This window comes from Pseudomonas sp. MWU12-2029, from assembly GCF_023242425.1.
GTDB lineage: Bacteria > Pseudomonadota > Gammaproteobacteria > Pseudomonadales > Pseudomonadaceae > Aquipseudomonas > Aquipseudomonas kribbensis.
In genome coordinates this window covers 16,614-30,851 of record NZ_JALJDY010000017.1, presented here as the reverse complement: position 1 = coordinate 30,851, position 14,238 = coordinate 16,614, and the positions used below count along the sequence as shown (strand labels likewise).

Annotated in this window: 11 protein-coding genes; 4 read left to right on the top strand and 7 right to left on the bottom strand. The window is 59.6% G+C overall.

Translation table 11 applies throughout. The annotated features are described in order from the left end of the window. Positions 1–59 precede the first annotated feature (59 nt). On the top strand, positions 60–2,801 hold the full coding sequence (gene acnA / locus M5B44_RS27895; protein WP_248741233.1) for an aconitate hydratase AcnA: 2,742 nt from the start codon (positions 60–62) through the stop codon (positions 2,799–2,801). Positions 2,802–3,081: 280 nt separating this feature from the next. Here the strand turns inward: acnA and M5B44_RS27890 are convergent, their stop codons facing one another. Together M5B44_RS27890 and M5B44_RS27885 are read right to left on the bottom strand one after the other, a co-directional pair. Further along, positions 3,082–3,906, bottom strand: coding sequence for an aminoglycoside phosphotransferase family protein (locus M5B44_RS27890; protein ID WP_248741232.1), 825 nt, complete (start codon positions 3,904–3,906; stop codon positions 3,082–3,084). Next, positions 3,899–4,387 (bottom strand): SRPBCC family protein, encoded by a 489-nt coding sequence (locus M5B44_RS27885; protein ID WP_085713126.1) that lies wholly within the window; start codon positions 4,385–4,387, stop codon positions 3,899–3,901. The genes M5B44_RS27890 and M5B44_RS27885 overlap by 8 nt, the downstream gene beginning before the upstream one ends. A gap of 134 nt (positions 4,388–4,521) precedes the next feature. On the opposite strand from M5B44_RS27885, the gene M5B44_RS27880 reads away from it, so the two are divergent. After that, positions 4,522–4,926, top strand: a complete 405-nt coding sequence (locus M5B44_RS27880; protein ID WP_248741231.1) for a lysozyme inhibitor LprI family protein — start codon at positions 4,522–4,524, stop codon at positions 4,924–4,926. Positions 4,927–5,048: 122 nt separating this feature from the next. On the opposite strand, the gene peaD is transcribed toward M5B44_RS27880, so the two are convergent. The 4 genes from peaD to peaA all read right to left on the bottom strand — a co-directional run bounded on the left by peaD (position 5,049) and on the right by peaA (position 9,621). Continuing rightward, entirely contained in the window at positions 5,049–6,167 is a 1,119-nt protein-coding gene (peaD, locus tag M5B44_RS27875) for a quinohemoprotein amine dehydrogenase subunit beta (protein WP_248741230.1), read from the bottom strand. A gap of 23 nt (positions 6,168–6,190) precedes the next feature. Then, positions 6,191–6,514 (bottom strand): quinohemoprotein amine dehydrogenase subunit gamma, encoded by a 324-nt coding sequence (qhpC, locus tag M5B44_RS27870; RefSeq protein WP_008016081.1) that lies wholly within the window; start codon positions 6,512–6,514, stop codon positions 6,191–6,193. Between the two features lies 1 nt (position 6,515). Then, a complete protein-coding gene (peaB, locus tag M5B44_RS27865) occupies positions 6,516–7,946 on the bottom strand; it encodes a quinohemoprotein amine dehydrogenase maturation protein (RefSeq protein ID WP_114884411.1) in 1,431 nt (476 codons plus the stop codon). 94 nt (positions 7,947–8,040) lie between these two features. Beyond that, complete coding sequence (gene peaA, locus M5B44_RS27860) at positions 8,041–9,621, bottom strand: quinohemoprotein amine dehydrogenase subunit alpha (RefSeq protein ID WP_248741229.1); 1,581 nt, start codon at positions 9,619–9,621, stop codon at positions 8,041–8,043. A gap of 370 nt (positions 9,622–9,991) precedes the next feature. On the opposite strand from peaA, the gene M5B44_RS27855 reads away from it, so the two are divergent. Further along, the gene (locus tag M5B44_RS27855) at positions 9,992–11,926 is read left to right on the top strand and encodes an amidohydrolase (RefSeq protein WP_248741228.1); all 1,935 of its coding nucleotides are present in this window, start codon (positions 9,992–9,994) and stop codon (positions 11,924–11,926) included. A 265-nt stretch (positions 11,927–12,191) separates the two neighbouring features. On the opposite strand, the gene M5B44_RS27850 is transcribed toward M5B44_RS27855, so the two are convergent. Further along, positions 12,192–12,392 (bottom strand): hypothetical protein, encoded by a 201-nt coding sequence (locus M5B44_RS27850; RefSeq protein WP_085686895.1) that lies wholly within the window; start codon positions 12,390–12,392, stop codon positions 12,192–12,194. A gap of 355 nt (positions 12,393–12,747) precedes the next feature. Between M5B44_RS27850 and M5B44_RS27845 the strand changes: the two genes are divergently transcribed. Beyond that, on the top strand, positions 12,748–14,238 hold the full coding sequence (locus M5B44_RS27845; protein ID WP_248741227.1) for an aldehyde dehydrogenase family protein: 1,491 nt from the start codon (positions 12,748–12,750) through the stop codon (positions 14,236–14,238).

Below are 14,238 nucleotides of genomic sequence, written 5' to 3'. Positions count from 1 at the left end.
TTGATAGCTCTGCCCGTCCCCTCAGTCCGTAGCCGTGCGGACTCAAAGGAGTGATCGTAATGCCGTCCCTCGATAGTCTGAAATCCCTTAAAACCCTGAAAGTCGACGACAAGACTTACCACTATTTCAGCTTGCCGGATGCCGCCAAGACCTTGGGCGTTCTCGACAAGCTGCCGATGTCACTGAAAGTCCTGCTGGAAAACCTGCTGCGCTGGGAAGATGAAAAAACCGTCACCGGCGCCGACCTCAAGGCGATTGCCGCGTGGCTCAAGGAGCGTCGCTCCGACCGGGAAATCCAGTACCGTCCTGCCCGCGTACTGATGCAGGACTTTACTGGCGTCCCCGCGGTGGTCGATCTGGCCGCGATGCGCGCCGCCATGGCCAAGGCCGGCGGCGATCCGCAGCGAATCAACCCGCTGTCGCCGGTGGATCTGGTGATCGACCACTCGGTGATGGTCGACAAGTTCGCCAGCGCCAGCGCATTCGAACAGAACGTCGACATCGAAATGCAGCGCAACGGCGAACGCTACGCCTTCCTGCGCTGGGGCCAGAGCGCCTTCGACAACTTCAGCGTGGTGCCGCCGGGCACCGGGATCTGCCACCAGGTCAACCTCGAATACCTCGGACGCACGGTGTGGACCAAGGACGAAGACGGCCGCACCTATGCCTTCCCCGACACGCTGGTCGGCACTGACTCCCACACCACCATGATCAACGGCCTGGGCGTACTTGGCTGGGGCGTCGGCGGGATCGAGGCGGAAGCGGCGATGCTCGGGCAACCGGTGTCAATGCTGATTCCCGAGGTGATCGGCTTCAAACTCACCGGCAAGCTCAAGGAAGGCATCACCGCCACCGATCTGGTGCTGACCGTGACCCAGATGCTGCGCAAGAAAGGCGTGGTCGGCAAATTCGTCGAGTTCTACGGTGACGGCCTCGCCGACCTGCCACTGGCCGACCGCGCGACCATCGCCAACATGGCCCCGGAATATGGCGCGACCTGCGGCTTCTTCCCGGTCGATGACGTGACTCTCGAATACCTGCGCCTGTCCGGTCGCCCCACCGAAGTGGTGAAACTGGTCGAGGCCTACACCAAGGCCCAGGGCCTGTGGCGCCTGCCCGGTCAGGAGCCGGTGTTCACCGATAGTCTGGCGCTGGACATGGGCAGCGTCGAAGCCAGCCTCGCCGGGCCGAAACGCCCGCAGGATCGCGTCTCGCTGCCGCATGTCGGCCAGGCGTTCAGCGACTTCCTCGACCTGCAATTCAAACCCGTCAGCAAGGACGAAGGGCGTCTGGAAAGCGAAGGCGGCGGCGGTGTCGCGGTGGGCAATGCCGATCTGGTCGGAGAAACGGACTACGAGTACGACGGCCACACCTATCGCCTGAAAAACGGTGCCGTGGTGATTGCCGCGATCACGTCCTGCACCAACACTTCCAACCCGAGCGTGATGATGGCCGCCGGTCTGCTGGCGAAAAAAGCCGTGGAGAAAGGCCTGACCCGCAAACCGTGGGTGAAAAGCTCACTGGCACCGGGCTCCAAAGTCGTCACTGACTATTACAAGGCTGCCGGACTGACTCAGTACCTCGACCAACTCGGTTTTTCATTGGTGGGCTATGGCTGCACCACTTGCATCGGCAACTCCGGGCCGCTGCCGGAGCCGATCGAAAAAGCCATTCAGAAAGCCGACCTGACCGTGGCGTCAGTGCTGTCCGGTAACCGCAATTTTGAAGGCCGGGTGCATCCACTGGTGAAAACAAACTGGCTGGCCTCACCACCGCTGGTCGTCGCCTACGCTCTGGCCGGCACCGTGCGCACGGACATCAGCAGCGAACCGCTGGGCCAAGACAAGCAAGGCAATCCGGTCTACCTGCGCGATATCTGGCCGAGCAGCAAGGAAATCGCCGACGCCGTGAATCAGGTCAACACGGCGATGTTCCACAAGGAGTACGCCGAGGTGTTTGCCGGTGACGAACAGTGGCAAGCCATCGAAGTGCCGCAAGCTGCCACCTATGTCTGGCAGGATGACTCGACCTACATCCAGCACCCGCCGTTCTTCGATGACATAGCCGGGCCTTTGCCGGTGATCACCGATGTGAAAGGCGCGCGAGTGCTGGCACTGTTGGGCGATTCGGTGACCACTGACCACATCTCCCCCGCCGGCAACATCAAGGCTGACAGCCCGGCCGGGCGTTATCTGCGGGAAAAAGGTGTGGAACCGCGGGACTTCAACTCCTACGGTTCACGCCGGGGCAACCACGAAGTGATGATGCGCGGCACGTTCGCCAACATCCGCATCCGCAATGAAATGCTCGGTGGCGAAGAAGGTGGCAACACGATCTACATCCCAACCGGCGAAAAACTCGCCATCTACGACGCGGCCATGCGTTATCAGGCTTCGGGCACCCCGCTGGTGGTGATTGCCGGGCAAGAATACGGCACCGGCTCCAGCCGCGACTGGGCCGCCAAGGGTACCAACCTGCTGGGGGTGAAAGCGGTGATCGCCGAAAGCTTCGAGCGGATTCACCGTTCCAACCTGGTGGGCATGGGCGTGCTGCCGTTGCAGTTCAAGCTCGATCAGAACCGCAAGAGCCTGAACCTCACCGGCAAGGAAACCCTGGATATTCAGGGTTTGACCGGTGTCGAACTGACGCCACGGATGAACCTGACACTGGTCATCACCCGGGAAGACGGACGTCAGGAGAAGATCGAAGTGCTCTGCCGCATCGATACCTTGAACGAAGTGGAGTACTTCAAGTCCGGCGGGATCCTGCATTACGTGTTACGACAGCTGATCGCCTCGTAAAACCTGCAGATGCAGAAACACCGCCAATCGGCGGTGTTTCTGTTTGGGCACGGCACTTTTCCATAGGCGAAAAAAAACCCGCCGAAGCGGGTTTTTCCCAAGACCATTATCGACTCCCTGTCGGCAGCGATCCTTGCATATGGTCGATCATCCATGATCCTGAAACACTCCCTGTGCTTCAGTTGATGAGGCTAGATTACGCTGTGGATCCAATCGGCAATAGTCGAAAAAGCTACCAGCGCGTGTAAGACATTCGCCATAGCACCCCTTCCGAAAACCCTTAGACGTGTCGGGCATTGAGTGCAGCAGCCGCCAGATCCGCGACTTTCAGCTGTCCGGCGGCGGATTTCTGCTCGTCATCCTCCATGAACCATGCGGCAGACAGTCCGGCAAACGCCAGTACCCATTGCAGAAGGCGTTTTCGCTCAAGTCCCGCCGTTTCACTGATCACATCGACTTGCCGTCGAAAGCGTTCAGGATCGGCAGCCGTCGGTAGTTCCGGATTGCAGATCAGGTTGGCGTAGTCATAACCACGCTCGCCCCGCACCCGTTTCGGGTCAATGGCCAGCCAGCCGCGCGGACCGAAATCGAGGACGTTGTCGTGGTGCATGTCGCCGTGCAGAACCACGATATCCCGGGGCGCGGCGAGCAAGGTTTCAGCCATTTGCAGGCAAACAGAATATTGGCCGCCGTATCGGGCGGCGGCCACTCGGAGCGAGGCAAACCACGGCGCCAGCTCCACCAGTGTTGGTGGCTTCGCAGGGCGCGGTGCATGCAACCGCGCCAATGCCCGACACATAATCCGGGTGGCCTCGTCATCCTCACCATTGAGCGCCATGTGCATCAACGAACGCCGGCCCATGGCCCGCTCCAGCAACATGCCTTCCTCGTGATGAGCGAGCACCCGGGCGGCGCCATCGCCATCCCACCAGGTCATCAGCAAGTTGCCGTACTTTTCCTCGTCGTCCACCGCGACTTTCAGCATCGCCGGTACGTCGCCCTGACGCACCGGCAACAGCTTGCTGCCCGGCGTGATGATCGGAATGCCGTCCGGCGCCAGCCCCCAACGTTTCAACCACGGATCAAACCACTCGTTATCAGCCACCTTCACGCTCGCGTGCCCTGTCGGTTTCGGCGAGAAAGTGTTCGAGCCTGCTTAACTGCTCTTCCCAGCCACGGCTGTCCATGTAGTAGGCCTCTTTCTGACGCACATCGGGAATATGCGCGAAACCTGACTCGGAAACCTTCAGCAGCGTGCCGTTCTCATAGTCCTGAAGCTCGAATTTGACCAGTGTGGTCGGTTCCTGGGAGTAGTCGATTTTCGGGTTCACCGCATACGGGTGCCAGCGAAAGGAAAACAACTGCTGGGGCTCGACCCGCTCCACCAGCACGTTCCAGAGCACATGTTCATAACCGGGGTACGTGACCTGCCCCTGCGTCCACTCGCCGGCGATAAACCGCCGCCCTTCCAGAGCCACGCCAAACCACTGGCCAAACGCCTCCGCATCGACCAGCGCACGCCAGACATGGGAGCGCGGCGAGCGGAGCATGATTTTACGTTCAAAGCTGTTGGGTACTGGTTTCATACGTCACCTCCTGTTTTGAACAGTAGGCTTGTATGACCACATGTCCAATGCGAAGTTGTATCAAACGACTGATCGAAGTCATCCTTCGCCTGTCTACACTGCACATTTCTTCACCGCAAACAGCGAGACCCCCCATGTCCCCACGCCTGCTCTTGGCCCTGACGCCTTTTCTTTTCACTTCCGTTGCCCACGCTGCCGTCGACTGCACCAATGCCAGTGATCAGGCGACGATGAATCAGTGTGCCGGGCAAGAATACAAGGCGGCCGATAAGGAATTGAATGCGGTTTATCAACAGATCACCGCCCGGCTGAAAGGCGAGCCTGCCAGCAAAAAACTGCTGGTCAGTGCTCAGCGGGCGTGGATTGGATTTCGCGATGCCGAATGCGAATTTTCGGCATCCGGGGTAAAGGGCGGGAGTATGTACCCGATGATCTACAGCTCATGCATCACGCGCGTGACCAAAGATCGAACCGAGGCGCTCAAGCAGTATTTGAAGTGTGAGGAAGGGGATGTGGGTTGCCCGGTGCCAGGGGCCTGATTTTTCCGGGTATTTGAAGGCCTCATCGCTGGCAAGCCAGCTCCCACATTGGTTTGGTGTCGTTCACCACCCCCCTGTGGGAGCGAGCTTGCTCGCGATGGCGTCATCCCTGACGCCACCCATCAACGAACAAATATCTGCGCCGTAGTAATCGCCATATCCCCACCCGGCAACTTGATGCTGCCGGTCTGTTTCATGGTTTCGGCATCGAAGATCGCCACATCGTTGAACGTCCCGGCCAGGTAGATCTTGCTGCCTTCCTTGTTGAACGAAATGCAGTAGTAGGAATGGTCCAGCGTGGCCGCCTGGATCAGCTTTTTCTGCTTGATGTCGTACTTGGCCAGACGATTGAGCACACCGAACATCAGGTTCGGATCCTTCGGCGAGCGCATGCCGCTGAAATAGATTTCGGTCATCGGGCCGAAGTCGGTGGTTTCGGTCTTGCCGGTTTTCAGATCAACGCTGAACAAGCCGTACAGGTATTCAGCGGTGGCTGGATCCTGTTTCTTGTCCTTGAACTTGGCTGCCGTGTACAGCAGCGAGAAATCGTGGCGATAGGTCTGCTGGTTCCACACATAGAGCACGTCCGGCGCGCTGTAGTTCGGGCGTTTCCAGTGGCGGCTGGGGATCAGCACGTCGAACTTGCCGTTCTTCACATCGACCTTGTACACATCGGCGCCAGCCACATACAACGTGCCGTCATCGCCGCTCTGCATGATCGTCAACTGTCGTGGCGCCGGGAAGCTGCGCACCGGTTTGGCGTTCATTCCGGCGTCGGTGGCGTAGACGTCCAGACGCGGCTGCTTGACCTCGTAGTGATCGTTGAGCATCAGCGTCGGGTTGGCGATGGTGTACAGCTCTTTGCCGTCGTGGCTGACGGTGAAGGCGAACATCGACCGTGCCTTCTCGCCCGGCTGCTGAGTGATGCTGGCGTGGAATACCTGCTTGCAGCTGTCCAGCTCTACACCGTAAACATCGGCGTAATGGTTGTTCAGCACGTACGCGGTCTTGCGATCCGGCGACAGTTGCACAGTGCCGGGACCGAAGGCATCGGGCATCTTGCAGGTCTTGTACAAGCTGTCGGTCGCCAGGTCGATGACGTGCAGGTTGTTCGGATAATTGGTGGTCAACATGTACTCGTGACCATCTTGCAGCGCGGTGTTTTCATCGGCCAGAACCGGGAGCGAACAGGCGCTCAGAACCGCGAGTGCGGCAAGGCCGCAGGCTTTGAAGTTGTGCATGCCGGAATCCTTCTTCTTATGGATCACTTGTCTTTCGGAAAGACAGTGCCGAGGTTGCGCCAGTTGTCGTTGGACGCCTGGGCATCCTTGTTCCAGTCCGGATAGGTGCTCATCATGTCCGGCACCTGGGCCGGCCACCAGCAGGGGTCGGAGCAGCCATACAGGTCGGCCTCCATCGGCTGGCACAGCGACGACACCCCGCCGAACGCATCGATTTCCCAGCCCGGGTCGGTGGTCGAAGCGCAGCCTGCGACCGAACTCATCGCCACCACCTCTTCAATGCGGTTCTCGTCCGCGGCCTGATCCAGCTTCAACGCTTTGTTATTGATTGCCTTGAGATGTTTCATATCAGTGAGCCTTGCGCGGAGTGATGTAGCTGCTGATGAACGCAGGGTTGGCGGCCATGATCCGGGTGTAGACCTCGATGCCGAAGTCGACCCAGTCACGCATCAGTTCGCAGTAGTGATACGTCGGGTGGGCCGGATCGCCGTAGCGGGCGTAGCTCTCGTGGTAGCAGCCGCCGGAGCACAGGTTGCGGATCTGACAGTCATGGCAACCAGTGTTGGTGCGATCCAGGCGCTGGGACAGAAAGTCGTTCAACTCAACCTGTTTAACGCCGCTGTGGACGTTGCCGAAGGTCGGCAGAGACGAGCCGGTGAAGCGATGGCACAGGTTCAATTCGCCCTTGTGATCGACCGCCAGCATCTTCAGCCCGGCACCGCACGGTAGGGCCTTTTTGTGGCCTTCATGAATATCGGTGATCAACTGATGCAGGTTGGAGAACCCGATGTTGCGGTGCTCCAGCGCCGCGTCCAGATAACGCCGACCGAGGCGTTTCATGCTGGCAAAGACTTCGATCAATTCGTCGTTGGTCAGGTTGAAACTGCTGATATCGCCGGAGGTCACCGGGGCAAATCCGACTTCGGCAAACCCCAGCTCGTTGAACAGGTGATCCCAGATGGTTTCAACGTCGGTGACGCCGGTGGTCAGGGTCACCCGCGCGCCGACCGGGCGACTGTTGTAGCGCGACAACAGCATTTCGGCCTTGCGCCGCACCACGTCGTAAGTGCCCTGCCCGCCCACGGTGATGCGATTGCGGTCGTGCACGGTTTTCGGCCCGTCGATGCTCACTGACAGCCCGAAGCGGTGGGCATTCAGATAGTCCACGGTTTCTTCGGTGAGCAGCGTGGCGTTGGTGGTCATCACGAACTCGACGAACTTCCCGGCCTCGGCAAAACGCTTTTCGCAGTAGTCAACCATGTACTCGATCAGCTTGCGATTGCTCAGCGGTTCGCCGCCGAAAAACACCACGGTGAAGCGCTCTTCGTCAGGGGATTCACGCAGCAGCATTTCCACCGAGGCGATGGCGGTTTCGACGTCCATTTTCTTGCCGGCGGACGGCTTGTCGAGGTCTTCCTTGTAGCAGTAGGTGCAGCTCAGATTGCAACCTGTGTTGACGTTGAGCACCACGGTATTGATCGCGGTGCGCTCGACGCGCTTGACCGCGATGTCCGGGGTCAGCGGCGAGCCGTCGCTGACCAGCTCCAGCGAGATCAGCTCGCGCAGGGTCTCGTTGATTTCCTCGCCATTGAACCGCGCGCCGAGGCGCTGGATCAGGTCTTCCGATGAGCAGCCAGGGCCACGCAACGCATCGATGATGGTGCCGGTCAGTTCATCGCTGGCAAACAGCGAACTGCTGGGGATGTGAAACAGCATGCGGTCGGCGTCGACGTGCACTTCGTGCAGATTACGTTCGACCAGATTCAAGATAGCGCCCATTGCAAACCTCCTGTGCAAGCCCCGCTTGGGGGACTTGCGGTCATTCCGAAAAATGTCTGAATCGCTGTCGCTCAGCACAACTCACGTTTCAACATCAGGGAATGGGTGGATTGTTCCAGCGTTGCACGGTGACGATCAGGTGGCCTTCGCCGCTCAGGGATTTCCCTGCGTCGTCGACGGCGGCGATCACTTTGAGGTTGCCGGCATTGTTGGTGGACATCTTGCGTGCCGGATTAGGCCCGGCATCGCCCGGGGTGAACACGCCCGCATCGGCCTGCATGGTGCCGGCGAACTTGACGTCTTCGTCCTCTTTGGCGCGCTCGTCGAAGGCTTCGACTTTCCATTGCGCCGGGAACACGCCGATGCGATACGGTTTGCCGTCGGCGCCCTTGCCCCAGGCTTCGGCGTCGAAGCGGCCCTGGACTTTCGGCGTCGAACCGCCGCCCTCGCCGATCCGCGCCACCGAGAATTCCGGCACCACTTTGACCGAAGCGATCGTGCTGTACACCGACAGGCTCGGGCCTTTCAGGCTGCCGACGCTGACGGCGCGCAGGCCCGGCTGGGCATTGGCTGCGGCTTTGACCTTGACCTTGATCCGCTCGGCGTTCTGCTCGACCACTTCGACTACATCCACGCCTTTGCCGAAATTCGGCTTGCCGCTCAGGCCGCTGCCGATCAGGGTCACTTCGGTTTCGCTGCCGGCCTTCACATAACCCGGCTGCACCGCCAGTAAGCGTTGCGAACCCTGTTTGGCAGCGACAAAGTCGAGGCCGCGCTCATCGTGCTCGGCCTCGAACATCCGGCCCTGCATGGCGTTGCCTTGTGCGGCGAACACCTGACGCATGGTCACGCCATCGACGGTCACGTTGCCGCGCCATTCGTAGCCGCTGTAGAGGATCGCGCTGCCATCGCCGTTGAACAGGCTGCCATCGGCATACTGACCTTTGACGGCAACCTTGAAGGTGTCACTGCCATCGGCGGTGACGGTCATGGTGCCGGCCAGTTCACCCTTGCCCGGCAGGTGGCCGCTGAAGCTCCAGTCGCCCACCAAGGCTTCGGCTTTCGGTGCGGCTTTTATCCACGCCTGCCACGCCGGGTTGTCCAGCGGATAACGCTTGGCCAGCAGCGGGACCATTTCCTTGCGGGCGATATCGAACCAGTCGCGATCCCGGGCCAGCGCCTGATACTCCAGCGACGGCCATTGGCCGAGGTGGAAGTTCACCAGACGCTCCCATTCCTGAGCCGGACGCCGTTGCAGGGCGATCCGCGCGCCGGAGTGGCAGCGGCCGCACATCTGCGCGGTTTTCTCGTCGAACTGCTCGACGGTGTTCAACCGACGTTCCAGCGCATAACGCACGCCATCGGTTTCGCTGGGCGCCAGGCCCTGGGTGTCGGCCAGGTATTTGACCAGTGTGCGGCGGTCTTCATCGCTGATCTGCAGACCGTGCATGGTCTGCATGCGGGCGATGCTCATCAGCCAGCCTTCCGGGGTCTTGCGCTGATGACTGATACGGCTCAACCGGTCGCCGGCTTCAGGGGTATGACAGCCCTGGCAGGTTTCCTTGAGGATGGTCTGGGCGTCACGGGCTGCCAGGCTGTGGGGCGAATGCAGGGCCACGCAAGCGGCCACGGCCAGCAGGCTGGCGCTCATGCCTGATCGGAGTTTTCTCTTCATCAACGTCGAACCTCGCACGGTGCTTTCTTATTTTTGTGGCTTATCGTTTTTATGGTTTCTGCCGTTCGTGGCGATGCACGGACGGAGGCAAGCGAAACGTCTGAGGTGAGCAATACACGGAGCGTGCCAGCTTGCCGATAAGCTGTTCAATCAAGCAGTTACGCGCTCATCACAGTGTCGCGCCAATCTTTGCGTGGCCTCCCGGCGTCCAATTTCGCGACAGCTGTTGCAGTCTGAGACAAGCACAGTGCAGCGCCAAAAGCCCGGTTGCCGACGACTGACCGTCCGATATCAAAGTGCCTGCTACGCTTGCTGTTCGCACACTCCGTGCGTCACGCCTCAAACCACCGAAAACCTGAGGAATGGAATCATGGGATCACATGGACAGGGTCAAGGCTGCACCCATTGCGGCTGCGAAAACCCGGTATGGAATACGCTCAGACACACCGTCGACCTTAAAGCCTTCGCAGGCAAGGTCGCCGGGCTGCTACCGGAACCCGGCAGCGAATCGTTGATCTTCACCGGCGGCACCATCTACCCCCTGATATACGGCAACATGGATGAGCAGGTCGAAGCCCTGGGCATCCATGGCGGTGACGTGGTTGCGTCGGGCACCCTCGCCCATGTGCAGGAGCGCATGAAGGCCAAGGGCATCAAGTACAAGATCCAGTCGCTGGAGAACAGAACCCTGCTGCCGGGACTGGTCGAACCGCACGCCCATATCGTGCAGTCGTGCGTCATGAGCAACTGGCGGGACCTGGGGCCGATCGACGACTTCACGCAACAACTGCGCCCCCTCTACAACTGGGACTACCTGGTGAGGCTCATCAAGGATGACCTGCCCAAAGACAACAAGACCTGGATTCTCGGGCACATGGTCGATCCGGCGCTGATGCCACTGATCGTCGACAAGAACGGGCAAAAACAACTGACCCGCTTCTATTGCGACGCCAGTTTCGACCCGGCTCAGGACAACATCGGCAATCTGGACAGCATCGTCAGCAAAAGTCCGTTGCTGATGATGAGCGCCTCCATGCACACCGTTTACCTGAACACCGCCGCGACCAACGCCGTGTATGACCACCAGTGCAAAAAGGATCCGGACTTCAAGAAGCAATACCCGACTGCCCAGGCGTTTGTGAACGCCACGCAAGGCGTCCTGCAGGAAGAGGCCGGGGTCATGCTCGCCATCAGCGCGATTCCGCTCATACAGGCGCTCGATGTGGTGAACATCTTCAAATACATGAAGAAGTACTTCGACAACGCGTCCAGCCGGGGCATCACGCTGCTGTACGACGCCATGGTGGATCCGGTATCCAAGGTGATTCTGGAAGCCTATGGACTGACACATCCGCGTAATCTGCGCGTCGGGTATGCAGCGGCCTGTAATGGTGTGGATTTCAGCAAGATCGAAAAATACAAACCGGTGACCAAAGAAGCCGCACGACTTTTTTATCAAGGGTCCGTCAAGCTGATCTCCGATGGCTCGAATCAGGGCCTGACCGGCTACCAATCCCGGAAATACTGCTGCGATGCCACCTCCCCATATGGCAACTTCAACTTCGTCGACGCCGATGACAAAGAGCCAAAAACGCTGCCCGACACCTACGAAAAAACATTGAAGGAAGCCGTGAAAACCGGCTGGCCACTGATGATCCATGCCAACGGCGACCGGGCCATCGCGTTCACCTTGCAGGCTTACAAGGAGGCGTTGAACGGCCAGAGCGGCCTGGAAAAACGCCATCGCATCGAACACTGCTCAATGCTGAGCAATGACACGCTCGACCAAATGAAGGATCTGGGCATCTCTCCCAGCTTCCTGATCGGTCACGTCGGTTATTGGGGGTATGCGTTCGAACAGGCGATTTTCGAGGAACGGGCCAGCGAAATGCTCGACCTGTGCCAGGACGCCCTGGACAGAGGCCTGCGCATCTCGTTGCACAGCGATTGCACCGTCACCCCGTTGGGGCCGTTGCGCTCGATGGAACAGGCGGTGACCCGCAAGATGGAAGGCATACGCGACAAGAACGGTACGTTTGTCAAAGACGCAGCCCGACAACCCGTGCTCAACGAAGGGCAATGCCTGACCCGCCAGCAAGCGCTCAAAGCCATCACCTATGACGCTGCGTGGCAGTGCCATGCCGATGCCTTTACCGGTTCGCTGCAGGACGGGCATTTCGCCGACTTCGTGATTCTCGGCGAGAACCCGCTCGATGAAAAGGTTGCGGCTACCAGCATCCGTGACATCAAGGTCTGTGAAACCTGGAAAGGTGGACACAAGGTGTACACCCATCCCCTGCCCTGACCGATGAACGCCCGATCACCCGGCAACCACGCCGGGTGATCGGTTTCGGCAAATAACCGAGCCCGAATCTAGCGAACGGAATTATCCGGGTGAACCTTGTAACACCCACAAAACTCGCAAACCGTCGAACATTCAGCTTGCGTGTCGGCCTTGGCTGCCAATGACCCGGAATCACGCAGGGCAGCTTGTATTCGACGCTCGCGGTAAAACGCATACGTGATCAGCAAACTAAAGCCCAATGACCAAAAACACAGAATTAAAGCCGTCATGATTTATCCTCGAGCATGGCAACTGCGAAAGAGGTGGCGATCAAGAAAATACTGCTTGTAGCCATCAAGGCACCTGCCCGAATCGTATCAACATCGGTCAGATCGCCGATCAACAGCGCCGCAAACCCCGTCACCAGAAATCCAGTCCCCACGCCTATCATGAAATTGGTTAGCCACCGAATGGTTAAGTTGTTCATCGACATCCTTGTGAAAACACTGACCCGCCAAATCCATGGCAGGAAAACCCTATACACAAAGCAACTTAGCTCGTACCTCATGCCTCCACCAGTCGGTAAAAACTGTCAGACGCGCGATTTTTCCTACTGCTGAAACGGCCCGATTTCGCCGAGGCCGCGTCACAGCGGTATCGGCTTTGTAGGACGCGTATTCTGCATCTCAATGACTGTCGCGTTTTGAGACAAATTCACGCTCATTGCCAATCAAATACTCTCCCCTCAGCCCGTGAATCGGGGCTGTGCGCAACCTTCGAGCATTTGGCACAACCATTGCCAAAGCCCTTGTCGATCCCATCGAACAACAAGAGGTTTCGCCATGCCCCTGCCCTATCTGCTCCCTGCCACCTCGGCCTTCATCCAGCGCCCGCCGCGCATGCTGATCGGCGGCGACTGGGTCGAAGCCGCCGACGGCCAGACCATGCCACTGCACAATCCGGCCACTGGCGAAGTGCTGTGTGTGGTGCCTCGCGCCACGCCGGAAGATGTCGACCGTGCGGTTCTCGCCGCGCGTAAGGCTTTCGATGATTCCGCCTGGAGCCGCACCCGCCCGCGTGAACGGCAGAACCTGCTGTGGAAACTCGCCGACCTGATGCAGCGCGACGCCGAACTGCTGGCGCAACTGGAATGCCTGAACAACGGCAAGAGCGCGGCAGTGGCGCAGGTGATGGACGTGCAACTGGCCATCGATTTCCTGCGTTACATGGCTGGCTGGGCCACCAAGATCGAAGGTTCCAGTGTCGACGTTTCGCTGCCGTTGATGCCCGGCGATCAGTTCCACAGTTTCATCCGCCGCGAAGCCGTGGGCGTGGTCGGCGCCATCGTTGCCTGGAATTTTCCGTTGCTGCTGGCCTGCTGGAAACTCGGCCCGGCGCTGGCAACCGGTTGCACCGTGGTGCTCAAACCGGCCGACGAAACCCCGCTGACCGCGCTGAAACTGGCGGAACTGGTGTTGGAGGCGGGTTATCCGGAAGGCGTGTTCAACGTGGTCACCGGCACCGGGATCACGGCCGGTTCCGCGCTGACTCACAACCCGCTGGTCGACAAGCTGACCTTCACCGGCTCCACCGCCGTCGGCAAGCAGATCGGCAAAATTGCCATGGACTCCATGACTCGCGTCACCCTGGAACTGGGCGGCAAGTCACCGACCATCGTCATGGCCGACGCCGACCTGAAAACCGCTGCGGCGGGTGCGGCCAGTGCGATTTTCTTCAACCAGGGTCAGGTCTGCTGCGCGGGCTCCAGGCTGTATGTGCAGCGCAAGCATTTTGACAACGTGGTGGCCGACATCAGCGACATCGCCAATGCGATGAAACTCGGCAACGGCCTCGACCCGACCATCGATATGGGCCCGCTGATTTCCGCGCGCCAGCAGGAACGGGTCTACAACTACATCGAAATGGGTCGGGAGAGCGGCGCGACCATCGCCTGCGGCGGCGAGCAGTTCGGGCCGGGGTTCTTCGTCAAGCCGACGGTGATTGTCGATGTCGATCAGAAAAACTCGCTGGTGCAGGAAGAGATCTTCGGCCCGGTGCTGGTGGCGATTCCATTCGATGACGAAGCCGATGCGTTGCGCATGGCCAATGACAGCCCTTACGGCCTGGGCGCCAGCATCTGGTCGAACGATCTGGCGGCGGTGCACCGGATGATTCCCCGGATCAAGTCGGGATCGGTGTGGGTCAACTGCCACAGTGCGCTGGACCCGGCGCTGCCGTTTGGTGGCTACAAGATGTCCGGCGTCGGGCGCGAGATGGGGTATGCGGCGATTGAGCATTACACCGAGTTGAAGTCGGTGTTGATCAAGTTGTAA